General features: G+C 72.8%; 24 protein-coding genes. 13 read left to right on the forward strand and 11 right to left on the reverse strand.

The window, feature by feature from the left end; genetic code table 11:
• The 5 genes from I4I78_RS11550 to I4I78_RS11570 form a co-directional block, all read right to left on the reverse strand.
• Positions 1 to 528: DUF664 domain-containing protein (locus I4I78_RS11550; RefSeq protein ID WP_218611274.1), on the reverse strand; the 528-nt coding region annotated here is incomplete at its 3' end.
• Positions 529 to 635: 107 nt separating this feature from the next.
• A complete protein-coding gene (locus I4I78_RS32790) occupies positions 636 to 818 on the reverse strand; it encodes a hypothetical protein (RefSeq protein ID WP_226379522.1) in 183 nt (60 codons plus the stop codon).
• A 176-nt stretch (positions 819 to 994) separates the two neighbouring features.
• A complete protein-coding gene (locus tag I4I78_RS11560; RefSeq protein ID WP_218611275.1) occupies positions 995 to 2,707 on the reverse strand; it encodes a glycerol-3-phosphate dehydrogenase/oxidase in 1,713 nt (570 codons plus the stop codon).
• Between the two features lie 184 nt (positions 2,708 to 2,891).
• Positions 2,892 to 4,409 (reverse strand): glycerol kinase GlpK, encoded by a 1,518-nt coding sequence (glpK, locus tag I4I78_RS11565; protein ID WP_218611276.1) that lies wholly within the window; start codon positions 4,407 to 4,409, stop codon positions 2,892 to 2,894.
• 53 nt (positions 4,410 to 4,462) lie between these two features.
• Positions 4,463 to 5,272 carry an MIP/aquaporin family protein gene (locus tag I4I78_RS11570; protein ID WP_218611277.1) on the reverse strand — a complete coding sequence of 270 codons (810 nt, stop codon included), beginning with the start codon at positions 5,270 to 5,272 and terminating at the stop codon, positions 4,463 to 4,465.
• Between the two features lie 224 nt (positions 5,273 to 5,496).
• On the opposite strand from I4I78_RS11570, the gene I4I78_RS11575 reads away from it, so the two are divergent.
• From I4I78_RS11575 to I4I78_RS11600, 6 genes are all read left to right on the forward strand, one after another.
• Positions 5,497 to 6,252, forward strand: a complete 756-nt coding sequence (locus tag I4I78_RS11575; RefSeq protein WP_218611278.1) for an IclR family transcriptional regulator — start codon at positions 5,497 to 5,499, stop codon at positions 6,250 to 6,252.
• Positions 6,249 to 7,772, forward strand: a complete 1,524-nt coding sequence (gene glpK / locus I4I78_RS11580) for a glycerol kinase GlpK (RefSeq protein WP_218611279.1) — start codon at positions 6,249 to 6,251, stop codon at positions 7,770 to 7,772. Before I4I78_RS11575 ends, glpK (I4I78_RS11580) begins: the two co-directional genes overlap by 4 nt.
• A gap of 118 nt (positions 7,773 to 7,890) precedes the next feature.
• Positions 7,891 to 9,111, forward strand: coding sequence for a cytochrome P450 (locus tag I4I78_RS11585; protein WP_308252035.1), 1,221 nt, complete (start codon positions 7,891 to 7,893; stop codon positions 9,109 to 9,111).
• A 39-nt stretch (positions 9,112 to 9,150) separates the two neighbouring features.
• Entirely contained in the window at positions 9,151 to 9,561 is a 411-nt protein-coding gene (locus tag I4I78_RS11590) for a nuclear transport factor 2 family protein (RefSeq protein ID WP_218611280.1), read from the forward strand.
• Positions 9,562 to 9,661: 100 nt separating this feature from the next.
• The gene (locus tag I4I78_RS11595) at positions 9,662 to 10,420 is read left to right on the forward strand and encodes a trans-aconitate 2-methyltransferase (RefSeq protein ID WP_218611281.1); all 759 of its coding nucleotides are present in this window, start codon (positions 9,662 to 9,664) and stop codon (positions 10,418 to 10,420) included.
• Complete coding sequence (locus I4I78_RS11600; RefSeq protein ID WP_226379523.1) at positions 10,420 to 11,958, forward strand: ABC transporter substrate-binding protein; 1,539 nt, start codon at positions 10,420 to 10,422, stop codon at positions 11,956 to 11,958. Before I4I78_RS11595 ends, I4I78_RS11600 begins: the two co-directional genes overlap by 1 nt.
• Here the strand turns inward: I4I78_RS11600 and I4I78_RS11605 are convergent.
• The 4 genes from I4I78_RS11605 to I4I78_RS11620 all read right to left on the reverse strand — a co-directional run bounded on the left by I4I78_RS11605 (position 11,955) and on the right by I4I78_RS11620 (position 16,937).
• Positions 11,955 to 13,472: an ATP-binding cassette domain-containing protein gene (locus I4I78_RS11605; RefSeq protein WP_308252036.1), complete on the reverse strand. Its 1,518-nt coding sequence runs from the start codon at positions 13,470 to 13,472 to the stop codon at positions 11,955 to 11,957. The genes I4I78_RS11600 and I4I78_RS11605 overlap by 4 nt on opposite strands.
• On the reverse strand, positions 13,469 to 14,314 hold the full coding sequence (locus I4I78_RS11610) for an ABC transporter permease subunit (RefSeq protein WP_308252037.1): 846 nt from the start codon (positions 14,312 to 14,314) through the stop codon (positions 13,469 to 13,471). Before I4I78_RS11610 ends, I4I78_RS11605 begins: the two co-directional genes overlap by 4 nt.
• Positions 14,311 to 15,267, reverse strand: a complete 957-nt coding sequence (locus tag I4I78_RS11615) for an ABC transporter permease (protein WP_218611282.1) — start codon at positions 15,265 to 15,267, stop codon at positions 14,311 to 14,313. Before I4I78_RS11615 ends, I4I78_RS11610 begins: the two co-directional genes overlap by 4 nt.
• A 107-nt stretch (positions 15,268 to 15,374) precedes the next feature.
• Complete coding sequence (locus I4I78_RS11620) at positions 15,375 to 16,937, reverse strand: ABC transporter substrate-binding protein (protein ID WP_308252038.1); 1,563 nt, start codon at positions 16,935 to 16,937, stop codon at positions 15,375 to 15,377.
• A gap of 224 nt (positions 16,938 to 17,161) precedes the next feature.
• Here I4I78_RS11620 and I4I78_RS11625 point away from each other — a divergent pair, with 224 nt between their 5' ends.
• The 7 genes from I4I78_RS11625 to I4I78_RS11655 all read left to right on the forward strand — a co-directional run bounded on the left by I4I78_RS11625 (position 17,162) and on the right by I4I78_RS11655 (position 23,383).
• Positions 17,162 to 18,742 (forward strand): AMP-binding protein, encoded by a 1,581-nt coding sequence (locus I4I78_RS11625; RefSeq protein WP_218611283.1) that lies wholly within the window; start codon positions 17,162 to 17,164, stop codon positions 18,740 to 18,742.
• Between the two features lie 38 nt (positions 18,743 to 18,780).
• Entirely contained in the window at positions 18,781 to 19,902 is a 1,122-nt protein-coding gene (locus tag I4I78_RS11630; protein WP_218611284.1) for an NDMA-dependent alcohol dehydrogenase, read from the forward strand.
• Between the two features lie 10 nt (positions 19,903 to 19,912).
• Complete coding sequence (locus I4I78_RS11635) at positions 19,913 to 20,344, forward strand: nuclear transport factor 2 family protein (protein WP_218611285.1); 432 nt, start codon at positions 19,913 to 19,915, stop codon at positions 20,342 to 20,344.
• On the forward strand, positions 20,341 to 20,754 hold the full coding sequence (locus I4I78_RS11640) for a nuclear transport factor 2 family protein (RefSeq protein ID WP_218611286.1): 414 nt from the start codon (positions 20,341 to 20,343) through the stop codon (positions 20,752 to 20,754). Before I4I78_RS11635 ends, I4I78_RS11640 begins: the two co-directional genes overlap by 4 nt.
• Positions 20,755 to 20,860: 106 nt before the next feature.
• Entirely contained in the window at positions 20,861 to 21,706 is an 846-nt protein-coding gene (locus tag I4I78_RS11645) for a mycofactocin-coupled SDR family oxidoreductase (RefSeq protein WP_218611287.1), read from the forward strand.
• Between the two features lie 124 nt (positions 21,707 to 21,830).
• Positions 21,831 to 22,664, forward strand: coding sequence for a mycofactocin-coupled SDR family oxidoreductase (locus tag I4I78_RS11650; RefSeq protein ID WP_218611288.1), 834 nt, complete (start codon positions 21,831 to 21,833; stop codon positions 22,662 to 22,664).
• Positions 22,665 to 22,735: 71 nt separating this feature from the next.
• A complete protein-coding gene (locus I4I78_RS11655) occupies positions 22,736 to 23,383 on the forward strand; it encodes a TetR/AcrR family transcriptional regulator (RefSeq protein ID WP_218611289.1) in 648 nt (215 codons plus the stop codon).
• Here I4I78_RS11655 and I4I78_RS11660 read toward each other — a convergent pair.
• Together I4I78_RS11660 and I4I78_RS11665 are read right to left on the reverse strand one after the other, a co-directional pair.
• Complete coding sequence (locus tag I4I78_RS11660) at positions 23,298 to 23,915, reverse strand: MarR family winged helix-turn-helix transcriptional regulator (protein ID WP_218611290.1); 618 nt, start codon at positions 23,913 to 23,915, stop codon at positions 23,298 to 23,300. The genes I4I78_RS11655 and I4I78_RS11660 overlap by 86 nt on opposite strands.
• Before the next feature lie 266 nt (positions 23,916 to 24,181).
• The coding region (locus I4I78_RS11665) for a biotin/lipoyl-containing protein (RefSeq protein WP_308252039.1) at positions 24,182 to 24,896 on the reverse strand (715 nt) is incomplete at its 5' end.

Here is a 24,896-nt window from a genome sequence, read left to right on the forward strand (position 1 = left end):
GTGCTGGCTGATCTCGGCCAGCATGTGCATCGCCACCCGGCGCACCGACCAGCGCGCACCCGGCTCGAACCACGGGGCGACCGGCAGGTCGTGCGCGCTGTCGAGGTCGGCGCTGCGCAGGATCTCCTCGGTGCGCGCGGCGACCTGCTCGACCCGGGCGCGGAGCACGTCGAGGGTCTCGGCGTCGGAGAGGGCGAACCGGGTGTCCTCCCACTCGCCTCCGGCGTCCTGCGCGGTGGCGTCCACCGCGTCCCAGTCGACGTCGCCGTAGACCTCGTCGTCGGAGCCGAACGCCTCGGCGCCGCGGACGGCGAAGTCCATCCACTGCTCCTCGGTGTCCGCGACGTGCTTGAGCAGCGACGCGATCGTCAGCGCGCTGACCGTGCCGGCGGTGCGGGCCTGCTCGTCGGTCAGGCCGACGGCGGTGTGCAGCAGGAACCCCCGGTGCCGCTCGAGCATGGTGACCAGCTCGGCGCGCTCGCCGGTGAGCTCGTTGCCGGCCGAGGGGGAGGTGGCGGGAGCGTTCATCAGGATCTGCCTCTCTCGCAGGAACCGGGACCGGGAGACTCTCGGTCCGACGAGGAGAACGTTACGGATCCATGCGGACACCTTCGGTCCGCATTTGAACGGCGAGATCAGCCGGAGTTCTCGCGCGCGTCGAGATCGGCGACCGCGTCGTCCCAGCGCGTGCGGCGCTCGGCGACCGAGAGCTCCCACCACGGGTCTCCGCGCTCCCCGAGCCCGCGTTTGGCGATGCCGACCGCCTCGCGGGCGGCGGCGAGACCGGCGTCGTCACCGGCCCGGCGCCTCGACCGCACGGCCGAACGGGCGACGCCGAGATGGTGCTGCAGCCTCGCCCGGACATCGTCGGGCAGCGAAGGGTCCGCGGCCCGCCACCGGCGACCCCCTACGACGACGTATCGGCCGTCGGGGGTGCGCTCGGGTTCGGTACCGATGACGCCTCAGCGCCGATGTTCGTTCCGCTCCGCTTCTCTCAGCCGGTCACCGGCACGACGTCCGGCGCGCCCAGGCGGGCGGCGTCGGCGGTCGCGTCGTCGGGCATCCGCTGGCTCTCCCGCTCGGCCTGCACGCGCTTGCGGTAGTGGTCGACCTCGCGGGCGATCTGCTCGTCGTCCCAGCCGAGCACCGGCGCGACCAGCTGCGCGACCTCCTGCGCCGCGCCCTCGCCGCGGTCGAACGTCTCGATCGAGATCCGGGTGCGGCGGGCCAGGATGTCCTCCAGGTGCCGGGCACCCTCGTGCGAGGCGCCGTAGACGGCCTCGGCCCGCAGGTAGTCCTCGGCCCCGGTGAGCGGCTCGGCCAGCGTCGGGTCGTCGACCAGGAGTGCGAGCACCTCGTCGATCAGCGAGCCGTACCGGCCGAGCAGGTGCTCGATCCGGGCCGGGTGCAGACCGCTGCGGGCGGCGAGCAGCTGCGTCGAGTTGCGCAGGGCCGCGAAGCCCTCCGCGCCGAGCAGCGGCACGTCCTCGGTGCAGGACTCCGGCACCTTGGCGTCGAGCGAGTGCACGGCCGCGTCGACGGCGTCCTTGGCCATCACGCGGTAGGTCGTGTACTTACCGCCGGCCACCACGACCAGCCCGGGCACCGGCGTCGCGACGGCGTGCTCGCGGGAGAGCTTCGAGGTGGCCTCCGACTCGCCGGAGAGCAGCGGGCGCAGGCCGGCGTAGACGCCCTCGACGTCCTCGTGCGAGAGCGGCTGCTCCAGGACCTCGTTGACGTGCCGGAGCAGGTACTCGATGTCGGCCGCGCTCGCCGCCGGGTGGGCCTTGTCCAGGTCCCAGTCGGTGTCGGTGGTGCCGATGATCCAGTGCCGGCCCCACGGGATGACGAACAGGACCGACTTCTCGGTGCGCAGGATCAGCCCGGCGTCGCCGCGGATCCGGTCGCGCGGCACGACCAGGTGGATGCCCTTCGAGGCGCGGACCTTGAACTGCCCACGCTCGCCGGCCAGGCCCTGGGTCTCGTCGGTCCAGACGCCGGTGGCGTTGATGACCTGCTTGGCCCGGACGTCGATCCGCTCGCCGGTCTCCAGGTCCTGCACGGTCGCGCCGATCACGCGCCCGGAGTCCTTGAGCAGCCCGACGACGCGGGCCCGGGTCGCCACGTGCGCGCCGTAGGCGGCCGCCGTGCGGGCGATCATCATCGTGTGCCGGGCGTCGTCGACCTGGGCGTCGTAGTACTCCAACGCCCCGACCAGTGCGTCCTTGCGCAGCGACGGCACCACCTTGCGCGCGCCACGGCGGGTGAGGTGACGGTGGTGCGGGAGCCCGCGCGAGCGCCCGGACAGCAGCCCGAGCGTGTCGTAGAGCGCGACCCCGGCGCCGGCGTAGAACCGCTCCCACACGTGGTGCTTGAGCGGGTAGACGAACGGGACCGGCCGCACCAGGTGCGGCGCCAGGTGCTGGATCAGCAGCCCGCGCTCCTGCAGCGCCTCGGCGACGAGGCGGAAGTCCAGCATCTCCAGGTAGCGCAGTCCACCGTGGATGAGCTTGGACGACCGGCTCGACGTGCCGGACGCGAAGTCGCGCGCGTCCACCAGTCCCACCGACAGCCCGCGGGTGGCGGCGTCCAGCGCGGCACCGGAGCCGACGACCCCACCCCCGACGACGAGGACGTCCAGCTCACCGGATGCCATGTCCCGCAGGGCCCCGGTACGGGCCTGCGGGGAGAGCGCGACCGACTTCATGATCAGACCTTCCCGACTGCTGATCCCGGTCGGCCGATCACGGCACGGCCGGGGATGGTCGCCGTGACCGGCGGGTCCCGCCGGTCACGGCCTCGTTCTCGCGGAGTGGTTCTCGCGGAGTGCGACTTCGCTACGGTCAGGCATACCCCGAGCAGGGCCCACCCATCCGGAACCGGGGTGTCTGCTACCCCACGTCCACCCAGTCGAGCGTCCGCTCGACCGCCTTGCGCCACTTGCCGTAGCCCTCCTCGCGCTGCTCGGAGCTCCAGGTCGGCTCCCAGCGCCGGGCCTCGTTCCAGTTCTCGCGCAGCTCGTCGGTCGAGGACCAGAACCCGACGGCCAGCCCGGCCGCGTACGCCGCGCCCAGCGCCGTCGTCTCGGCCACGACCGGGCGCGAGACCGGCACGCCCAGCACGTCGGCCTGGATCTGCATGCACAGCTCGTTGGCGGTCACCCCGCCGTCGACCTTGAGCGTGCCCAGCGGGACCCCGGAGTCCGCGGACATGGCGTCGGCGACATCGCGGCTCTGGTAGCAGATCGCCTCCAGCGTGGCCCGGGCCAGGTGCGCGTTGGTGTTGAACCGGGACAGCCCGACGATCGCGCCGCGCGCGTCCGAGCGCCAGTACGGCGCGAACAGGCCGGAGAACGCGGGGACGAAGTAGACCCCGCCGTTGTCGGCGACCTGCCGGGCCAGCGACTCGCTCTGCGACGCGCCGGAGATGATCCCGAGCTGGTCGCGCAGCCACTGCACGGCCGACCCGGTGACCGCGATCGAGCCCTCGAGGGCGTAGACGACCGGCTCGTCGCCGAACTTGTAGCAGACCGTGGACAGCAGGCCGTTCTCCGAGCGCACGAGCTCGTTGCCCGTGTTGAGCAGCATGAAGTTGCCGGTGCCGTAGGTGTTCTTGGCCTCGCCGGGGGCGAAGCAGACCTGCCCGACCGTGGCCGCCTGCTGGTCGCCGAGGTCGCCGGTGATCAGGACCTCGCCGCCGAGCGCCCCGCCGCCCAGCGTGGTGCCGTACCCCGCGGCCAGCGAGCTGGGCTTGATCTCGGGCAGCATCGAGCGCGGGACGCCGAAGAAGCCGAGCAGCTCGTCGTCCCAGTCCAGGGTCTCGAGGTCCATCAGCATCGTGCGGCTGGCGTTGGTGACGTCGGTGACGTGGACGCCGCCGTTCACCCCGCCGGTGAGGTTCCAGATCACCCAGGTGTCGGTGTTGCCGAACAGGGCGTCGCCGCGCTCGGCGGCGGCCCGGGCGCCGTCGACGTTCTCCAGGATCCACTGGATCTTCCCGCCGGAGAAGTAGGTGGCGGGCGGCAGACCGGCCTTGCGCCGGATCACGTCGCCCTTGCCCTCGCGCTCGAGCGCGGTGGCGATCCGGTCGGTGCGGGTGTCCTGCCAGACGATCGCGTTGTAGAGCGGCCGGCCGGTCCTGCGGTCCCAGACCACCGTGGTCTCGCGCTGGTTGGTGATGCCCAGCCCGACCAGGTCGCTCGCGGAGAGCTTCGTGGAGTTCAGCGCGGACTGGCACACCGCGTTGGTGCGCTCGATGATCTCCACCGGGTTGTGCTCGACCCAGCCGGCCTGCGGGAGGATCTGCTCGTGCTCGAGCTGGTGGCGGCCGACCTCGTTGCCGCTGTGGTCGAAGATCATGAATCGGGTGCTGGTGGTGCCCTGGTCGATGGCTCCGACGAACTCGGCCATTGAGCTCTCCTAGCTGTGACGGGGTGTGCGGACTCCGGGCTGCGGTGCGGGTGTCACTCGCGCCCGACGGGCTGCGGCGCGTCCTCGGACGGGATGTAGCGGTCGATGAGGACCTTGAACATCAGGCCGCCCAGCAGGCCGCCCAGGATGGGCGCGACGATCGGGAGCCACCAGTACTGGGTGCCGTTCTGGTCGACCCATGCGGTGCCGTAGCCGGTGATGAACGACGCCAGCCGCGGGCCGAAGTCGCGGGCCGGGTTGATCGCGTAGCCGGCGTTCGCGCCGAACGCCATACCGATCCCGACGACCAGCAGCCCGATCACGATCGGGGTCAGGTTGGCCAGCGGGCCGTTGTTCCGGGCGCTGGTCAGCGCGAAGATCACGAAGACCAGGATCGCGGTGCCCACGATCTGGTCCAGGAACGCGATCGGGATGCTGACCGGCGCGGTCCCGTTGCCCGGCAGGGTCGCGAAGATGGTCTGCGTCGCCGAGGTCAGGCCCGGGTCGGCGGCCCGGATCAGGTCGGAGTAGGTCACCCGGACGATCAGCGCGGCGACGAACGCGCCGAGCGTCTGGGCCCCGATGAAGGGAAGAACCTTGCGCCAGGAGAAGCCCTGGAACGCGGCCAGCGCGACCGTCACGGCCGGGTTGAGGTGCGCGCCGGAGATCCGTCCGGCGACGTAGACGCCGAGCGCCACGCCGAGTCCCCACGCCCAGGCGATCGAGTCGTGGTCCCCGAGGCTGCCGTCGGAGCTGGTCGCCACCTGGGCCACCACGCCGACACCGAACAGGATAAGGATCATCGTGCCGGCGAACTCGGCACTGAGCTGTCCCAGAAGACTGGGCTCCTTGGAGTTCGTCATCGAACCCGCCTCTCGATTCCCCCTCGACGGAGCCGGGCGGCTCTGTCGAATGCGGACGTTAGGAGGGGCCGGGGTCCCGCGACAACGTGCGCCGTTCGACATCGCCGAACGGTCTGGCTCCGACTGCCGTCGCGGTGTCCGGCACGCGGGCCCGCGAAGATCGTCCCGATGGGGCCGGGACGGCGTCCGCCGCCGCTGTCGCGGTCGTCACTAGGCTCACCGGCGTGGCCAAGCCGATCCAGTCCATCGAGCGGGCCGCGGCGGTGCTGCGCCTGCTCGGCGGGGCCGGCCGGCCGCTCGCGCTGGCCGAGCTGGCCGCGGCACTGGACCTGCCCCGCCCGACCGCGCACGGGATCGTCCGCACGCTCTGCGACGAGGACCTGGCCGGCCAGGACCCGTCGACCGGGCGCTACCACCTCGGCGACGGGCTGACCCGCCTCGGCTCCGCCTGGGACCGGCACGACCTGCGCTCGCGCGCGATGAACTGGGCCGACGCACTGGCCGCGACCACCGGCTGCGCGGTGTTCCTGGGCGTGCCCGAGGACCGCGGGGTCGGGCTGGTGCACCACGTGTTCCGGCCCGACGGGACCCCGCAGCGGCTGCGCACCAACGCCGTGCAGCCGTTGCACGCCACGGCGTGGGGCCTGTGCCTGCTCGCGTTCGCGCCGGTCGCGGCCCGTCCGCCGCAGGAGATGGAGCGCTACACGCGCCGCACCGTCACCACCGCCGCGGCCCTGGCCGACGTGCTGGCCGAGACGCGCCGACGGGGCTGGGCGGCGGATGCGGGCGGCTACGAGCCGGACGTCGGCCGGGTCGCGGTGCCGGTGCGCAGCGGAGGAGGGCTGACGGTGGCCGCACTCGGGATCGGGGCGCCGCTGGAGGAGCTGTTCGGCCCGGGCGGGCGGGTCCGGCCGGACCCGCTGGCCGCGCTCACCTCGGCGGCGGGCGAGATCGCGGCCAGCCTGGAGGCCGAGCGGTGAGCGGCGCCGTCGCGCAGGGGGAACGCGTCGTCGCGGCCATCGACCAGGGCACGACGTCGACGCGGTGCCTGCTGTTCACCCACTCCGGGAGGATGGTCGCGGTCGCCCAGCGCGAGCACCGCCAGCACTACCCGCGCCCGGGCCTGGTCGAGCACGACGCGCTGGAGATCTGGCGCAACGTGCGGCGCGTGGTCCCGGCGGCGCTGCGCCGGGCGGGCCTGGAGCCGTCCAACGTGGTCGCGCTGGGGATCGCCAACCAGCGCGAGACGACGGTCGTCTGGAACCGGCACACCGGCATCCCGCTGGCCCGGGCGATCACCTGGCAGGACACCCGCACCGACGCGATCGTCGAACGCCTGGTCTCGGACGGTCAGACCGGGCTCTACGCCGGCATCAGCGGCCTGGGGCCCGCCACCTACTTCGCCGGGCCGCGCCTGCAGTGGCTGCTCGACCACGTGCCCGGCGCGCGGGAGGGCGCGCTGTCCGGGGACGTCGTGTTCGGCACGATCGAGACCTGGCTGATCTGGCAGCTCACCGGAGGCCCGGACGGCGGACGCCACGTCACCGACGTCACCAACGCCAGCCGCACGATGCTGATGGACCTGCGCACGCTGCAGTGGTCCGACGAGCTGCTCACCGCGCTGCGGGTTCCGCGCCGGATGCTGCCCGAGATCCGGTCCAACTCCGAGGTCTACGGGCACTGCACCGGCGTCCTCGACGGGGTCCCGGTGGCCGGGGCGCTGGGCGACCAGCAGGCCGCGCTGGTCGGCCAGACGTGCTTCGCGCCCGGCGAGGCCAAGTGCACCTACGGCACCGGCGGGTTCCTGCTCAAGAACACCGGATCGCGGATCGCCGGGTCCGAGGACGGGTTGATCCCCACCGTCGGCTACCTGTTCGGCGACGACCCGGTCTACGCACTCGAAGGGTCGATCGCGATGACCGGGTCGCTGGTGCAGTGGTTCCGCGACGCGCTCGGGATGATCTCCACCGCCGCCCAGATCGAGACCCTGGCGATGACCGTGCCGGACAACGGCGGCTGCTACGTGGTGCCCGCGTTCTCCGGGCTCTACGCCCCGCGCTGGCACCCGGACGCCCGCGGGGTGATCGTCGGGCTGACGTCCTACATCCACCGCGGTCACCTGGCCCGGGCCGTGCTGGAGGCCACCGCGTGGCAGACCCGCGAGGTGCTCGACGCGATGAACCGCGACTCCGGTCTTCCGGTGACCCGGCTCAAGGTCGACGGCGGCATGACGGCCAACCACCTGCTCATGCAGTTCGTCGCGGACGTGCTCGACGTGCCGGTGGAGCGCCCGCTGGGGTCGGAGGCGGTCTCGCTCGGCGCGGCCTACGCGGCGGGGCTGGCCGTCGGGTACTGGCCGGATCCGGAGGTGCTGCGCCGCAACTGGCACCGGGCCGCGGCGTGGGAGCCCGACATGGACCCGCGGCTGCGCCGCTCCGAGCACGAGAACTGGGGCCGGGCGGTGGACCGCAGCTTCGGGTGGGCGCGGCCGGGCTCCTGAGCGCCGGTCGGAGGTGTTGTCCGGGCTCGGAGTGTGATGCTAGTCTCGCCGCTACCAAACGGCCGTTAGATGACAGGCGTCAGCCGAGCGACGTCACCCGCCCCGGAGGTATCCGACCGTGTCCGCTCCCACCGCCGCACCGGACATCCTGTCGCCGGAGTTCGCCGCCGACCCGTACTCGGCCTACCGCGCGATGCGCTCCGAGCACCCGCTGATCTGGCACGAGCCCACCCGCAGCTACGTGATCAGCCGCTACGCCGACGTCGTCCGGGCGTTCAAGGACCCGGTGTTCACCAGCCACAACTACGACTGGCAGCTCGAGCCGGTGCACGGCCGCACGATCCTGCAGATGGACGGCCGCGAGCACGCCACGCACCGCAACCTGGTCGCCCCGGCGTTCCGCGGCCGCGACCTGGCCGAGAAGTTCGTGCCGGTGATCGAGCAGAACTCCCGGGAGCTGATCGCGGAGTTCGCCGCGGACGGCGAGGTGGACCTCGTCGCGCAGTACGCGACCCGGTTCCCGATCAACGTCATCGTCGACATGCTCGGGCTGCCCAAGTCCGACCACGAGCACTTCCACCGCTGGTACACCTCGATCATGGGGTTCCTGTCGAACCTCTCCGGGGACGAGCAGGTGATGGCCGACGGGATCCGGACCAGGGACGAGTTCGCGGACTACATGATCCCGGTCATCGCCGCGCGCCGCGCGGACCCGGGCGAGGACCTGCTCTCCACGCTGTGCACGGCCGGGATTAACGGCGCCTCGATGAGCGACCACGAGATCAAGGCGTTCTGCAGCCTGCTGCTCACCGCGGGCGGCGAGACCACGGACAAGGCCATCGCCAGTGTGATGAGCAACCTGGTGGCGCACCCGGACCAGCTCGCCGCCGTACGCGCCGACCACGGGCTGATCCCGGCCGCGTTCGCCGAGACGCTGCGGCACTCCCCGCCGGTCCACATGATCATGCGCCAGCCCGCGGAGGACGTCGAGCTCACCGGCGGCACCGTCGAGGCCGGGACGACCGTGACCTGCCTGATCGGCGCCGCGAACCGCGACCCGGAGCAGTACGAGCGCCCGGACGAGTTCGACATCGGACGCCCCGACCTGGACCAGGGCCGCGCCTACACCGCGGGTGCCAACCACACGGCGTTCGCGCTGGGGCGGCACTTCTGCGTCGGCGCGCTGCTCGCGCGCACCGAGCTGGAGACCGCGGTCGCCCACCTGCTCGACGCGATGGACGACATCGCGTTCGCCGACGGCGCACCGCCGCCGGAGCACGGCGTGTTCACCCGGGCCCCGTCGCGGCTGCGGCTGACGTTCACCCCGACCGCCCGATGACCCCGAGCTTCTGACCGCCCCGACCCCGAGGACCGCCCGATGACCGCACGTCCGGAGATCGAGAACGCCATCCACCGCGCCGCATGGGGCTACGACGAGAACGACGTCGACCTCATCGCCGAGCAGTTCGCCGAGAACGCCGAGCTGACGATGCAGATCGGCCGCGACGGGGACACGATCGGCCCGTTCTCCGGCCGGGAGGCGATCCGTGCCCTGCACGCCGACTCGCTGGTCTCGCAGACCGACCAGCGACGGCACAACGTCAGCAACGTGATCATCGTCGCGGAGTCCGCGGACGCGGCGTCCACGCTGGCGAACCTGACGCTGCTCTCGGTCGAGGACGGTGCGATCAAGGTGCTGTCCAGCGGTTTCTACCGCGACGAGTTCATCCGCGACGGCGGGGCGTGGCGGATCGCGACCCGCCACATCTACCTCGACCTCCCCTACTGACCGGGATCTGCCGCGCGGTCTTCCCGGGCGGCCGCGCCGATCGTTAGCATCGATGTGCAACAGCACATCGATGTGATCTGCGCGGTACAGGGGGACACGGGTGAGAACCGGCTACGAGTTCGACGCCACGGAATGGCTGCGCCGCTGGGACGTCCAGCAGGAGGGCTACGTCCCGGACCGCGAGGACATGTTCGCGCTGATGTTCGACGTCGTGGAGCGGCTCGGTGCGGCGCCGGGTCGGCTGCTCGACCTGGCCTGCGGCCCGGGCTCGCTGGCGCGGCGGGCGCTGGGCCGCTTCCCCGGCGCGGACGTCGTCGCGGTGGACTTCGACCCCGTGATGCTCGAGCTCGGCCGTCGCACCGCGGGCGAGGGCGTGCACTGGGTGGACGCCGACCTGGCCCGGCCGGACTGGACCGGCATGGTGGGGGACGGTCGGTTCGACGCGGCGGTCTCGGCGACGGCGCTGCACTGGCTGGCCGCCGACGACGTCCCGGGCCTGGCCTCGGCACTGGCCGGGGTACTGCGCCCGGGCGCGGTGTTCGTCGACTTCGACACGGTGCTGGCCGACCCGGCGAGCCCCCGGCTGGCCGCGATGACGAAGGACCTGCGGGTCGCGCGCACCGAGGCGCGCACCGGCACGTCCGGGTTCGAGGACTTCCGTGCGTGGTGGGACGCGCTGGCCGCGGAGCCGGCGCTGGCGGAGCTGTTCGCCGACCGCGAGCGCCGCTTCGCCGGCCGCACCCCGAGCGGCGGGAACTCGCTGCCGGTCTGGGAGTCCGCGTTGCGTAAGGCCGGTTTCGCCGAGGTCGGCACCGTGACCCAGCTGCTCGACCGCAGGATGCTCGTGGCGATCCGCTGATGGCCCGCGGGAGGTTCCCCGCGCCCGCCGTCTCGCGCCGTGCCGTCCTGGCCGGGGCGGTGGGCGCCGCGGTCGCGATGCCGCTCGCGGCCTGCGCCGGGGGCGGTGGCGGCGGTGGGGAGCGGCTGCGCGTGGCGATCGCGGGCCGGGGGAGCAAGGAGAAGCTGGACCCGCACGTCGCGCCGCAGTTCGTGGACCAGATCCGGTCGCGGGCCTGCTTCGACACCCTGGTCGGGTTCTCGCCGCAGATGACGCCGGTGCCGCGGCTCGCGCAGTCCTGGGACGTCGACGCGACCGGCACCCGGTGGCGGATCCGGCTGCGCCCGGCGCGCTGGCACGACGGCCGCCCGCTCACCGCGGCCGACGTCCTGTACTCGTTCCGCCGGATCGCCGACCCGGACACCACGGCCACGGCCGCGCAGCTCTACGCCGGCGTCGACTTCACGGCCAGCCGGACGGTGTCGGACACCGAGCTGGAGGTCCGCCTCGGCGCGCCGAACTTCCTGTTCCCGCTGTCCTGGGGCGCGACCGGCACCGAGATCGTGCCGCAGGGCGCGACCGACTTCCGGGCCCCCGTCGGCACCGGGCCGTTCCGGTACGTCTCGTTCACCCCGGGCGGCCCGGCCCTCTACCGCTCCTTCGACGGCTACTGGGACGGCGCCCCGCCGTCCCCGGAGCTGGAGATCGTGCCGATCGCCGAGGAGAGCGCCCGGCTCGGCGCGCTGCTGTCCGGGCAGGTCGCGTGCGCGCACGGGATGGAGGCGGCCGGCGTCCGCCAGGTAGAGGGCGACCCCCGGGTCCAGGTGCTGGCGGCGCCGGAGGCGATCCACCAGTACCTGTGTCTCAAGGTCGACCGGCCGCCCTTCGCCGACCCGCGGCTGCGCGACGCGGTCCGGCTCGGGATCGACCGCGACGCCCTGGTCCGGGTCGCGCTGCTCGGGAAGGGCCGGGTCGGCAACGACCTGCGCGGGCGCGGCACGCAGTACTACGCCTTCGGCATCGCGCAGGTCGGCCGGGACGTCGCCCGTGCCCGCGCGCTGGTCGACGCGGCCGGGGCGCGCGGCCGGGAGGTCGACCTGCTGGTGTCCACGCTGGACCCGGTGTTCGTCCCGGCGGCCCGCCTGGTCGCCGAGCAGCTCGCCGAGGTGGGCCTGCGGATCACGCCGCGGTCGGTGCCGCCGTCGGACTACTACGGCGAGGTCGCCCGCACCGGTGCGGCCGCGTCCACCAGCGGCGGGCCGTTGCCGGTGCCGGACTACGTCGGCCGCAAGCTGGTCACCACCGGCACCGGGAACTTCACCGGCTGGAAGGACCCGGAGGTCGACCGGCTCTACGCGCAGGCCGTCGCGACCACCGACGAGGCGGCCCGCACCCGCGCGTTCGACGCCGTCCAGCAGCGCTTCCACGACTCGTCGGGCAACGTGGTCTGGGGTGTCGGGGACTACGCCGTCGGGATCGCGGCCGGGTTGCAGGGTGTGCCGAACGCGATCCCGAACACGCTGGAGTGGGGCCGCTTCGACAAGGCCGTCCCCGGTTAGGCCGACGGGGCCCGGCCGGTGGCCGCGACCGGTGGTCCGGCCGTGGCGGCGCGCAGCCGGCCGAGCACCTGCCCGGCCCGGCCGTGGTCGGCGACCCGGCCGCCGCCGAGCACCGTCACCTCGTCGGCCACGGAGCCGACCAGGGACAGGTCGTGGCTGATCAGGACGAGGGTGGTGCCGCGGTCACGGCGCAGCGCGTCGAGGGCGGCGAGCAGCTCCCGGCGGTGCCCGGCGTCCAGGGCCGAGGTGACCTCGTCGCCGACCAGGACGGCCGGGTCGGCGAGCATCGCCCGGGCCAGCGCGGCCCGTTGCAGCTGCCCGCCGGAGAGCCCGGACGGGCGCCGGGCCGCGGTGCCGGCGTCGACGCCGAGCCGTTCGAGCAGCTCCGACCCCTCGCCGCGGGCCCGCCCGGGCGGCAGGCCGCGCAGCAGCACGCCCGGGCGTGCGACCTGCTCGAGCACCGGTCGCCGGGCCAGGAACGACGAGCGCGCGTCCTGGTGCACGTACTGCACGGCCTTCCGCCGCGCCGCGGAGCGCCGGTCCAGGGCCGGGGGCAGCCCCACGCCGTCCACGACGACCGTGCCGGCCCCCGGGGTGACGAGCCCGGCCAGTGCACGGGCCAGGGTGGTCTTCCCGGCACCCGACGGGCCGATCACGGCGTGCACGTCGCCCGCGGCGGCGCGCACGTCCACGCCGTCCAGGATCGCCGTGCCGGCACTGGTGACGACCCGGAGCCCGGTCGCCACCAACCGCGGTGTGCGGTCGTCGCCCGGCGCCGGGTCCGGTGCCGGGCCCGGCGCCGGGCCGAGGACGTCGTCGGCCGGGCCGCGCCGGACGACCCGGCCGCGCTCGAGCACGAGCGCGTCGTCGGCCAGGGCGCGGGCGGTGTCCAGGTCGTGGGTGAGCAGCACCATCGCGGTGCCGTGGGCCGCGAGCCCGGCCAGGTTGGCGACCACCCCGGCCGTGGTGAGCGGGTCCAGTCCGGTCGTCGGCTCGTCCAGCACGAGCACCGACGGCCCGGTGACCAGCGTCAGCGCCAGTGCCGCGCGCTGTTGCTGGCCGCCGGAGAGCTGGTGCGGGAACCGGCGGGCGTGCTCCGGGCCAAGACCGGCCGTCCGCAGGGCGGAGTCCACGGCGGCGCGGCGCTCGTCGCGACCGGTGTGCACGAGCGCGGCCAGCTCGTCGAGCACCCGCCCGACCCGCCGGACCGGGTCCAGCGCGGTGCCCGGGTGCTGCGGGAGCAGCCCGATCCGCCCGGCGCGCCGGGCCCGGCGCACCGGCTCCGGGTCGGTCGGGCCGAGATCGGTCCCGGCCACCGTGACCTCGCCGCACAGCTCGACGCCGGCCGCCGCCTCGCCCAGCAGCGCCGCGGCGAGCGTGCTCTTGCCGGCCCCGGAGTCGCCCACCACGGCGAGCACCCGGCCGGGCTCCAGGTCCAGGTCGACGCCGTCGAGCAGCACCGCGGACGGCACGCGCGCGCCGAGGCCCCGCACCCGGAGCACGGGGGAGCTCACAGCGCACCGCCGTCCCGGTCGAGCCGCCGGTCGACGAGCAGGTTGATCCCGGCGCACAGCGCCACCAGCAGACTGGCCGGGACCAGCAGCGAGGCCGGGGCCAGGAACAGCGACGACGTGTTCTGCTCGATCACCACCGCCCAGTCCGTGGAGTCCGGGGCCAGGCCCACGCCGAGGAAGTTCGCGCTGGCCAGCAGCGAGAGCACGAGCACGGCGCGGGTCCCGGCGTCGACCAGGACGGGTCCGAGCACGGCGCGGCCGGACTCCAGCAGGTGCACCCGCCACCACGGCTCGCCGGACATCGTCATCGCCTCCAGCGCCGGACGCTGGGTCGGCGCCGCCGCGGCGCTGCGCACCAGGCGCACCACCGAGGGCAGCTGCACCAGCGCGACGGCCAGCACCAGCCAGCCGATCCCGCGCCGTCCGGTGGCGGCGAGCACGAGCAGCACCAGCAACGAGGGCAGCACCAGCAGCACGTCCAGGGCGCGCAGGGCCAGGCCCTCGAGCCCGCGCCGCCCGGTCGCGGCCAGCACCAGGCCCAGCGGCATGCCCACCGCGTAGGCGCAGGCCAGGGCGCCGAGCGTGAGCCCGACGACCGTCGTGCCGCCGGTCAATGCAAGCCCCAGCACGTCGCGGCCCAGGGCGTCGGTGCCCAGGACGAACCCGGACCCGGGCGGTAGCAGCGCGTCGGTCCCGGTCGGCGCGACGAGCCCGAGCGGCCCGACCAGGAACGGCCCGAGCAACGCGGAGAGCAGGGGGACGGCCACCAGCACCAGGCCGATCGCCACACCCGCACCCGGGCGGGCGCGCCGCGCCCGCGCTCCCACCGTCGCGGCGCTCACCCGAGCACCTCCCGGTGCGGGAGCAGCCGGGCCGAGACCAGGTCCGCGACCAGGTTCACCCCGATCGTCGTCGCCGCGTAGAGAAGCGCGTAGCCCTGCACCACCGGCAGGTCGCGGGCCGAGACGGCGTCGACGAAACCGGACCCGACACCGGGGAGCGCGAACAGCGCCTCCACCACGACCACCCCGCCCAGCATCGAGTCGACGATCCGCGCCAGCTGCTGGATCGAGGGCAGCGCCGCCCCGGGCAGAACGTGGCGCCACAGCACGACCCGCTCCGGCAGACCGAGCCGGCGCAGGTGCACGACGTGCTCGGCCCGATCCGTGTCGAGTACCCCCACCCGGATCTGGCGGGCGAGCCGGCCGAGGTGGTTGGTCACCAGCACCACGACCGGCAGGACCAGCACCTCCGCCCCGGTGAACGCCCCACCGGCCGCGGTCGCGGGGAGCCAGCCCAGCTGCAGCGAGAACACCGCGACCAGCACGAGCCCGAGCGCGAACTCCGGCACCGCCTGCGCGGCGACCAGGACACCGGTCAACGCCCGGTCCACCGGCGATCCCGGACGACGCCCGGCCAGCACCCCAGCGCCCAGCGCAAGGGGCACCAGCATGATCAGGGCCAGGCCGGTGAGCAGCGCGGTCTGGCCGAGCCGCCCGCCGACCTCGGCCGCGACCGGCTGCCCGGTGACCAGCGAGCGACCGAGGTCGCCGTGCAGCAGCCCGCCCACCCAGTCGGCGAAGCGCTCGGGCAGGGGCCGGTCCAGGCCGAGCTGTGTGCGCAGCGTCGCGACCTGCTCGGGTGTGGCGTCGCGGCCCAGGACGATCTCCGCGGCGTCCCCGGGCAGCAACGAGGTCATCGCGAACACGATCACGGACACGGCGGCGAACTGGGCGAGCGCCACGAGTACCCGCGCCCCGGCCGCGCGGGTGCCCCGGCGCGGCGCAGCGAGCATGGCGGTCTCTCCTCCTCGCCGGCGCGCAGGGTTCTCAGGGCCTACCGGCGATACCACCACAACGCTGCAACTGCGATCAACTGGCGTGGAGACGAGGTCGGACGCGCTCAGCCCAGGCGTGCGGTGTCGAACCGGGCCCATGCCGAGGTGTTCGGGCGGGCCGACTCGACGCCCCCGAGCCCGGCGGCGATGCCGACGTTCCAGTCCCGCGACGCCCACACCAGCCCGCCGGAGTCGTCGCGCAGCAGCTCCTGGATCCGGGTTAGGGCCGCGGTGCGGGCGGTCTCGTCCCGGGTCCCGACGGCGTCGGCGTAGAGCCGGTCGATCTCGGGGTTGCGGTAGCCGGTGAAGTCGTAGGACGTCGCCGTCGTGACCGACCGGCGCCCGATGTAGTCCGGGATCGGCAGCGCGCCGTTGCTGAGCTGGGAGAACACGCCCCTCTGGCGGATCTGGCGGAAGTAGGCCTCCGACGGCAGCACCCGCGGGGTGACCCGGAGCCCGACCTCGCCGAGCTGCTCGGCGACCAGCGAGCTGGCCGCGTCGAACACCGGGTCCGCGCCGCTGGTCTGCAGCTCCAGGGCCAGTCCGCCGGCCCCGGCCTCGCGGACCAGCGTCCGTGCCCGCTCGATGTCGCGCACGACCGGAGGGGCCGACGACGGATAGTACTGCAGGCCGCGACCGAACAGGTCGTTGCCCGGCTGCCCGCGCCCCAGCAGCACGACCCGGACCAGGGCCTCGCGGTCGATCCCGTACCGCACCGCCTCGCGCAGCCGTGGGTCGGAGAACGGCGGCCGGTCGACCTTGAGCGCGAGGAACTGGTTCGCCGAGGTGGGCGCGGACAGCACCCGGGCCCGGCCGTCTCCCTCCAGCCGTGCCGCGCTCGCGGCCGTCAGGTCGTGTGCGTAGGCGACCTGCCCGGACAGCAGCGCGCCGAGCCGGGCGTCCTCGTCGTCGATCGGCACGAACTCCAGCTCGGACGACGGCGGTGCTCCGGCCCAATGCCCCTCGTTGGCCGCGTAGCGGGCGGGCCCGCCGGGGGTGAACGAGACGAACCGGAACGCACCCGTGCCCACCGGCCGGGAGAAGTCGGTCGTCCCGTGCGGCACGATCTCCGCGCCGGGCGCGGCCCAGGACAGCGGGAACAGGAAGTTCGGCGCGCCGAGCACCAGCTCCAGCTCGGTGTCGGAGACGGCGCGGCTGGCGGTGAAGTCCAGACCGGTGAACAGTGCCGCGGCGATCCCGGTCGTGGCCGGGTCGGCGATCCGCCGGAAGCTGTAGAGCACGTCCGCCGCGGTCAGCGGCCGGCCGTCGTGGAACCGGGTGCTGCGCAGCCGGACCCGCCAGCGGCGCCCGGTCGCGTCCGGCTCCCAGGACTGCGCCAGCCGCGGCTGCGCGGTCATCTCCTGCGACCAGCCGGTGAGGGTGTCGAAGCACGCCTTGGCCCGCGCCTGGTCCACGTAGAGCGGCAGGACGTGCGGGTCCAGCGACTCCCGCGACCCGCCCGCGGGGAACGCGACCCGCAGTGGCTCCCCGCCGCCGGTGCTCCCGCCGCAGGCGGCGAGCGGGAGGGCGACGGCGGTGCCCAGCGCACCGGCCAGGAGGGCGCGCCGCGACACCCGGGCCGCGCCCGCGCGGGGGAGTGGGCCGGGGAACGGATGCAGTCTCGACACCTGCACAGATTATCAACTGTGCAGTGAACGTCTCCTGTCCCGACCCTCCGGAGCTGGCCGGGGCGACGGGCCGGCGTGATCGGGAAACACCAGGTGGAAGGCCTTGTCGTGCCTCGAAGGGTGATGCTAATCTCGCCGCTACCAAACGGCCGTTTGAATAACTCGGAGGACGCTCGGTCCTTGCCACCGGGGTGCCGGCCGTCCGCTGATCGAGGGGGATCCGCGTGGTCAACATCGGCCAGATCCCGTCCAAGTGGGCCGCGCTCACACCGGGCCGGGACGCGATCGTCGACGCGCCGAACGGCCGCCGGATGGACTGGCGCACGCTCGACGAACGGGTCCGCCGCCTGGCCAACGGGCTCGCAGGGTCGCCGGCGGCGGGCGGCGGAGGGCTCGGCCTGGACAAGGGCGACCGGGTCGCGATCCTGGCCAAGAACTCGATCGAGTACCAGGAGCTCTACTACGCGGCGGGACGGGCCGGGCTGGTCGCGCAGCCGCTGAGCTGGCGTCTCGGCGCGGGGGAGCTGGCGAAGATCGTCGCCGACGCGGCGCCGAAGGCCGTGATCACCTCCGACGAGTGGGGCGACACCGCGAAGGAGCTGCAGGCCGCGGTCGACGTGCCGCACTGGCTGCAGTTCGGCCCCGGCGGCGACGGCTCCTACGAGGACCTGCTCGCCCGCAGTCCCGACCACGAGCCGGAGCGGTCGTCACAGGTCGGCGACGCGGACCCGTTCTTCATCCTCTACACCGGAGGGACGACCGGGGAGTCGAAGGGCGCGCTGCACAGCCACACGAGCGTGTCGTTCGGGATGCTCAACCAGACCGTCGCGGAGCGGATCGTCGCGACCGACGTCTATATGCTGACCGGGCAGATGTACCACATCCCGGTGGTGCTCTCGATGAACTACATGCGCCACGGCTGCCCGCTGGTGCTGATGAACTTCGAGGCCCGTACGGCGCTGGAGCTGATCGAGGCGGAGAAGGTCTCGGCGTTCCTGGGCATCACCACGATGCTGAACTGGATGATGGCCGTGCCCGGGTTCTCCGGGTTCGACATCTCCAGCCTGCGCAACATCCAGTACGGCGGCGGGCCGATGCCGTCGAGCGTGGTCAAGGCGGCGCTGGACAACTTCCCCTGCACGCTGATCCAGGGTTACGGGCAGACCGAGGGCACCACGATGTGCTTCCTGTCCCAGGAGGACCACGCCGACGCCGTGCGCGGCGTGCACCCGGAACGGCTGATGTCGTGCGGGCGCGAGGGCTTCGTGACACGGGTGCGGGTGGTGGACCCGGACGGCGTCGAGGTGCCGCGCGACGGGCGGACCGCGGGTCAGATCGTCGTGCGGTCCGAGGCGAACATGCTCGGCTACCTGGGCCGCCCCGACCTCACCGAGGCGACGATCCGGGACGGCTGGATGTGGACCGGCGACGTCGCGACCTGGGACGCCGACTCGTACGTGTTCATCGTCGACCGGTCCAAGGACATGATCATCTCCGGTGGGGAGAACATCTACTCGATCCAGGTCGAGGAGGCGGTGAACCAGCACCCCTCGGTCCTGGAGTGCGCCGTGATCGGTGTCCCGGACGACGAGTGGGGCGAGAGCGTCAAGGCGTTCGTCGTGCTCAAGCCGGAGACCACCGCGACCGAGGCCGACATCGTCGGGACCGCGCGGGCGCACCTGGCGTCGTACCAGAAGCCGCGCTCGGTGGAGTTCGTCGACGCCCTGCCCAAGGCGCCCACCGGAAAGATCCTCAAGCGCGATCTGCGCGCACCGTACTGGGCCGACCGCGACCGGTCGGTCTGACCTTCCGCCCGCACCGTCACCTGCTCGAAGGGGAGCCGATGAAGACCAAGGGTGCACTGCTCTGGGAGCCGGGGACCAACTCCGGCTGGAGCGTCGAGGAGATCGAGGTCGACCCGCCGAAGCGACGCGAGGTGATGGTCAAGCTCGCGGCGTCCGGCATCTGCCACTCCGACCAGCACCTCGACGACGGCGTCATCCCGCTGCCGTGGTCGCCGGTGCTCGGCGGGCACGAGGGGGCCGGCGTGGTCACCGAGCTCGGCGCCGAGACCGAGGGGCTCGAGGTCGGCGACCACGTGGTGCTGTCGTTCCTGCCCTCGTGCGGGCGCTGCAGGATGTGCGTCTCCGGGAAGTCGAACATGTGCGACCTCGGCAACGGGGTGCTCGCCGGCGTCGCGCCGGACGGGACGCACCGGGTGCACGCCCGCGGCAAGGGCATCGGCTGCATGTCCTACCTGGGCACGTTCGCCCCGTACGTCACGGTGCCGGTGGACGCCGTCGTGAAGATCGAGAAGGACATCCCGTTGGACCGGGCCGCGCTGATCGGGTGCGGCGTGCCCACCGGCTGGGGCTCCTCGGTCTACGCCGCGGACATGCAGCTCGGCGACACCGTCGTGATCGTCGGCATCGGCGGGGTCGGGATCAACGCCGTGCAGGGCGCCCGGCACAAGGGCGCGCGCAACATCATCGCGATTGACCCGGTGCCGTTCAAGCAGGAGCAGGCCCAGGCCTTCGGCGCCACGCACGCCGTGGGGTCCTATGAGGAGGCCGCCGAACTCGTCGAGCAGATGACCAACGGCCAGGGCGCCGACCGGGTGATCATCACCGTCGGCGTCGCGTACGGGGACCTGCTCAACCCGGCCCAGGAGATGACCCGCCGCGGCGGGGTCATGGTGCTCACCTCGGCCGCGCCGATCATGCAGCGCGACGTGGAGTTCGACCTGTTCACGTTCGCCATGTCCGGCAAGCGGCTGCAGGGCTCGCTCTACGGGACCACCAACTCGCGCAACGACATCCCGCTGATGACCGAGCTCTACCGGACCGGTCAGCTCAAGCTCGACGAGCTGATCACGAAGACCTACGCGCTCGAGGACATCAACCAGGCGTTCACGGACATGCAGGAGGGCAAGAACCTGCGCGGCGTGATCATGTACGACGACTGAGAGGCACGACATGACCGACAACCGTGCAGACGACGTCGCCGGCATCGTGGCGGCGACCCACCTCTACGCCCGCGGGCTGGACCTGTTCCGCCCGAAGGAGGCGCTCTCGGCCTACACCGACGACGCCTACTGGGACGCCGGTCCCGTCGGGCTCAAGCGCTTCGAGGGCTCCGAGGAGATCCTCGGGTTCTTCCAGGCCGACGCCGACGCGATGGCCGAGCAGTTCCACATCATCACCAACCACATCGTCGACTTCGACGGACCGGACGACGCCCACGGCACGAACTACGTGTTCTCCGAGGGGAAGACGAAGTCCGGGGCCTCGATCCGGGCCATCGCGTTGAACGAGGACGAGTACCGCCGGGTCGACGGCGTCTGGAAGATCTCCGGACGCAAGATCACGCCGTTGACGGCGCCCGAGATGGACGGCTTCGACGCGTGAGCGGCGGTGAGCAGGTCGTCCGGACCTACATCGAGATCATGAACAGGCTGGACCTGGAGGCGTTCGCCGACCTGGTCACCGACGACGTCGTCGTCCGGCTGCCCTACGCCCCGGATCCGGTGCCGAAGGTGACCGAGGGCAAGGCGGGCGTCGTCGGGCTCTACGGCGGGTTCCCGTCGCTGGTCAGCCCGCTGGGCTTCCACGACCTGGAGATCACGCCGCTGCCCGGCGACGGCGAGTTCCTGGCCACCTACCGCAGCGACGCCACGATGCTGTCCACCGGGAGCCCGTACCGCAACGACTACATCAGCCTGTTCACCGTGCGCGGGGACAGGCTGGCGGCGTTCACCGAGTACTTCGACCCGCTGGTGTTCGTCACGGCGGGAGGGGCGACGGTGCAGGGCCCGTAGGGCGGCCGGTCCGCCCACACGGATGACGGATTGACCGCTGCCGCGCCCCGTCACCACGGTGGGGTCGTGCCGGGCAACGAGGCCCGCACGACAGTGGAGGTTCGTCATGGGTCGGGTCGAGGGCAAGGTCGCGCTGATCACCGGAGCCGCACGAGGGCAGGGGCGCAGTCATGCGGTCCGGCTGGCGCAGGAGGGTGCGGACATCATCGCCGTCGACCTGTGTGCCGACGCGAAGACGGCGCCGTACGCGCTGGGCACGCGCGAGGACCTCGACGAGACGGCCCGCCTGGTCGAGGAGCTCGACCGCCGCGTGCTGACCCGGGTCGCCGACGTCCGCGACCTGGGGGCCCTGCAGTCGGCCGTCGCCGACGGGGTGGCCGAGTTCGGACACCTCGACATCGTCTCGGCGAACGCCGGCATCGCCTCGTTCGCGCCCGCATGGGAGATCAGCGAGGACGTCTGGCAGGAGATGATCGACATCAACCTGACCGGTGTGTGGAAGACGACCAAGGCCGCCATCCCGCAGATGCTGAAGCAGGGGACCGGCGGGTCGATCGTCCTGACCAGCTCCACGGCCGGACTCGTCGCGTTCGGCAACCTCGCGCACTACACCGCGGCCAAGCACGGGGTGACCGGCCTGATGCGGGTGCTCGCGGTCGAGCTCGCCCAGCACGGGATCCGGGTCAACTCGGTGCACCCGACGACCGTCGACACGCCGATGGTGAACAACGCGCCGATCTACTCGCTGTTCCTGGGCGAGGAGGGCAAGACACGTGACGACGCGCTGGTCGGCTTCACGGGCGTGAACGCGATCCCGATCCCATGGGTCGACCCGATCGACATCTCCAACGCCGTGCTCTACCTGGCCTCCGACGAAGCCCGCTACGTCACCGGCCACACGCAGGTGGTCGATGCGGGCGGCACGGCGCCGTACCGCAACCCGAACCTCTGACCGGCCCCCTCCGGCCCAGCATCCCCGGCCCTTGCCGCGGCGGGTGCGGTCTGCCAACGTTCTACCAAACGAACGGTAGTGACAGGGTTGCGGCCGGACACGCAGGTGCGCGAGGGAGCAGGACATGCCGGGTCGGATGGAGGGCAAGGTCGCGTTCGTCACGGGCGCGGCACGGGGCCAGGGACGCAGTCACGCGGTCCGCCTGGCACAGGAGGGCGCGGACATCATCGCGGTGGACGTCTGCGCCCCGATCGCGAGCGTGGACAAATACCCGGCCGCCACCCGGGCCGATCTCGACGAGACGGTCGCCGAGGTCGAGAAGCTGGACCGGCGGATCGTCGCCCGGGTCGCCGACGTGCGCGACAGCGACGGCCTGCGCGCGGCCCTCGACGACGGCGTCGCCGAGCTGGGCGGGCTGGACACGGTCGTCGCCAACGCCGGCATCGCCAGCTACGGCATGAGCGTGGACCTCACCGAGCAGATGTGGCAGGACATGCTCGACGTCAACCTCACCGGCGTCTGGCACACGGCCAAGGCGGCCGTACCGCACCTGCGCGCACGCGGTGCCGGCTCGATGGTGTTCACCAGCTCGATCGGCGGACTGAAGGGGATCATGCAGGTCGCGCACTACGTCTCGGCCAAGCACGGGCTGGTCGGCCTGATGCGCACGATGGCGAACGAGCTCGCCGCCGACAGCATCCGGGTCAACACCGTGCATCCGACCAACGTGGACACCCACATGATCCAGAACCCGGGGACCTACGGCATGTTCGCGCCGGACGACCCGGAGCCGACGCGGGAGGCGGCGATGGCCGGGTTCATGTCGCTCAACGCCCTGCCGGTGCCGTGGGTCGACCCGGTCGACATCAGCAACGCCGTGCTGTTCCTGTCCAGCGACGAGGCCCGCTACGTCACCGGCGTGGCGCTGCCCGTCGACGCCGGTGCGAACGTGAAGTAGCGGCCCGGCCGACCTGATCTACCAAACGGTAGGCTCTTCACCTCCACCGAATGTCGAAGGGTCGTGACCAGGTGCGACAGCCAGCGGGGCGCAGCGCCCGGCGGTCCGGCGGGGAACGCAAGCCCCGCGAGGAGCGCTGGGCCGAGCTGATCGAGGTCGCCACCCAGGTGTTCTACGAGAAGGGTTACGACGGCGCCTCCCTGCAGGACATCGCGGACCGGCTCGGGATGCTCAAGGGCAGCCTGTACTACTACATCCAGTCCAAGGAGGACCTGCTCTTCGACGTGATCTCGACCGTGCACCGGGACGGCCTCGCCGTGGTGCGCGCACGGGCCGACGTCGAGGGGTCGCCCCTGGAAAAGCTGGAGTCGGTGATCGTCGGGCACGTCGAGCACACCTGCCGCAACCTGGTGCCGACCGCGGTGTTCCTGCACGAGCTCTCCGCGCTGCCGGCCGACCGTCGCAAGGAGGTCCTCGGCAGCGAGCACGCCTACCAGGGCGTGTTCCGCGACCTGATCGAGCAGGCCCAGAGCAACGGCGACGTGCGCGCCGACCTGGACCCGCGCCTGGCCGCGCTCTCGGTGCTCGGCTCGACGAACTGGGTCTACCGCTGGTTCCGCCCCGGCGGCGCGTTCACCCCGGAACAGATCGGGGCGGAGCTGGCCGAGATGTCGATCCGCGGGATCGCCACCGAGAAGGCTCTCGCTGCGCGAACCTGAGCGACCGTGCCTGCCGGAACGCCCGGTCCGTCGCGCGCGACAGGAAGATCGTCACCGCGTGCAGGTCGTCGCTGCTCAGCCCGTACAGCAGATCGACGCCGGCACGACGCGGCTCGCGCAGCCGGAGCTCCTCCACCGTCTCCTCGACGTGCCGGCGTGCCGCCTCGGTGGCCTTCAGCACGCGCCGGCGACCGTCGTAGGGGTCCGGCGTCCGTGTGACGAGGCCTGATCTCTCCAGCCGTTGGGCCAGGCCACTGATCGCGCCGCTGCTGAGGCCGGTGATCCCGCCCAGCTGGCTTCCGTTCAGGTCGCCGTGCTGGATCAGCAGGTCGAGTACCAGGTGCTCGGTCTCGTTGAGCCCGAGTCGTTCGGTCAGCGCCTGCCGGAACAGCATCGAACCGATCTCCAGTCTCGCCAGCAGCCCGAGAACGGTGTCGACCTCGCTGGTCTCCTCGTCGGTGTGGTCGGTGCGGTCGGGCTGGTCGATGGGCGTGGCATCGGTCGATGGGTGCTGATCCCCGTGGGCGCTCATACCGATATCCGCTCATGAGGTCGTGCGACAGCCGGTCGCTCCGACGGCCTCCGGAACCGCGCGCCGCGGACTCGTTCGCGATCGTGCATGGCGGTCTCGAGGGTGTCTCCGGGCAATTTCGCTCGCGAAGTCTCTGAGTTGGTGAGCTGAATCCTGGAGAGAACCCACCGCCGGGTCCCTCGCCGCACTTGTCGGGACGCGGGTGGTCCGCCGGCAGGTGCTCCTCGGCGGGGACGGGGCGACAGACGGGACGGGGCGACCGTCGATCAATCGGTGGTGACCTCGACCAGGACCGTGCCGGCGGGAACGGAGGCGCCCGGAGCGATCGGCACGGCGTACACCGTGCCCGCGACCTCGGAGCGGATCTCCATCTCCATCTTCATCGCCTCCAGCACGGCCACCACGTCGCCCACCGCGATCTCATGGCCGGGCTCGACCCGCAGCGCGATGACGGTCGCGTCCATCGGCGCGACGGGGGGTCCGCCGGGACCGCCCGGGCCGCGGCCGGTGTGGACGGTGTCGGCGCGGGACCGGCGGGTCGAGGTGCCGGCGTGCCGTCCGGCGGGGACCGGGCGGCCGTGGATCTCGATCTCCACGGGTCCGCGGTCGGTCGCGATGCGGGCCCTGCGTGCCGCGATGCCGCCGCCCGGCCCTGCTCCGCACCCGGAGTGTGGGGCGGTGCCGGGCACGGCGGTGGCGGTGGCGGTGGCGGTGAGGAGCGTGGCGGGGTCCCACTCGCGTTCGACGGAGCCGGTGTCGTGGGTCGCGGTGACGAAGGTGTCCTGGTCGAGGACCGCGCGGAGGTAGGACGCGGTCGTCGCGATGCCGTCGACGCGGAGCTCGCCCAGGGCCGCGGACAGCCGCCGGCGCGCGGTCTCCCGGTCGGGGCCGTGCGCGAGGACCTTCGCGAACATCGAGTCGTACTCCGCGGCGACCGTCCCGCCGGACTCCAGGCCGGCGTCCACCCGCAGCCCCGGTCCG

Source organism: Pseudonocardia sp. KRD291, assembly GCF_019263595.1.
GTDB lineage: Bacteria > Actinomycetota > Actinomycetes > Mycobacteriales > Pseudonocardiaceae > Pseudonocardia.

Bases quoted from the DNA above. Each gene is read 5' to 3' on its own strand.
- I4I78_RS11560 (WP_218611275.1), bottom strand. From the start codon at position 2,707: ATGAAGTCGGTCGCGCTCTCCCCGCAGGCCCGTACCGGGGCCCTGCGG.
- glpK (WP_218611276.1), bottom strand. From the start codon at position 4,409: ATGGCCGAGTTCGTCGGAGCCATCGACCAGGGCACCACCAGCACCCGA.
- I4I78_RS11570 (WP_218611277.1), bottom strand. From the start codon at position 5,272: ATGACGAACTCCAAGGAGCCCAGTCTTCTGGGACAGCTCAGTGCCGAG.
- I4I78_RS11590 (WP_218611280.1), top strand. From the start codon at position 9,151: ATGACCGCACGTCCGGAGATCGAGAACGCCATCCACCGCGCCGCATGG.
- I4I78_RS11600 (WP_226379523.1), top strand. From the start codon at position 10,420: ATGGCCCGCGGGAGGTTCCCCGCGCCCGCCGTCTCGCGCCGTGCCGTC.
- I4I78_RS11615 (WP_218611282.1), bottom strand. From the start codon at position 15,267: ATGCTCGCTGCGCCGCGCCGGGGCACCCGCGCGGCCGGGGCGCGGGTA.
- I4I78_RS11630 (WP_218611284.1), top strand. From the start codon at position 18,781: ATGAAGACCAAGGGTGCACTGCTCTGGGAGCCGGGGACCAACTCCGGC.
- I4I78_RS11635 (WP_218611285.1), top strand. From the start codon at position 19,913: ATGACCGACAACCGTGCAGACGACGTCGCCGGCATCGTGGCGGCGACC.
- I4I78_RS11645 (WP_218611287.1), top strand. From the start codon at position 20,861: ATGGGTCGGGTCGAGGGCAAGGTCGCGCTGATCACCGGAGCCGCACGA.
- I4I78_RS11650 (WP_218611288.1), top strand. From the start codon at position 21,831: ATGCCGGGTCGGATGGAGGGCAAGGTCGCGTTCGTCACGGGCGCGGCA.
- I4I78_RS11660 (WP_218611290.1), bottom strand. From the start codon at position 23,915: ATGAGCGCCCACGGGGATCAGCACCCATCGACCGATGCCACGCCCATC.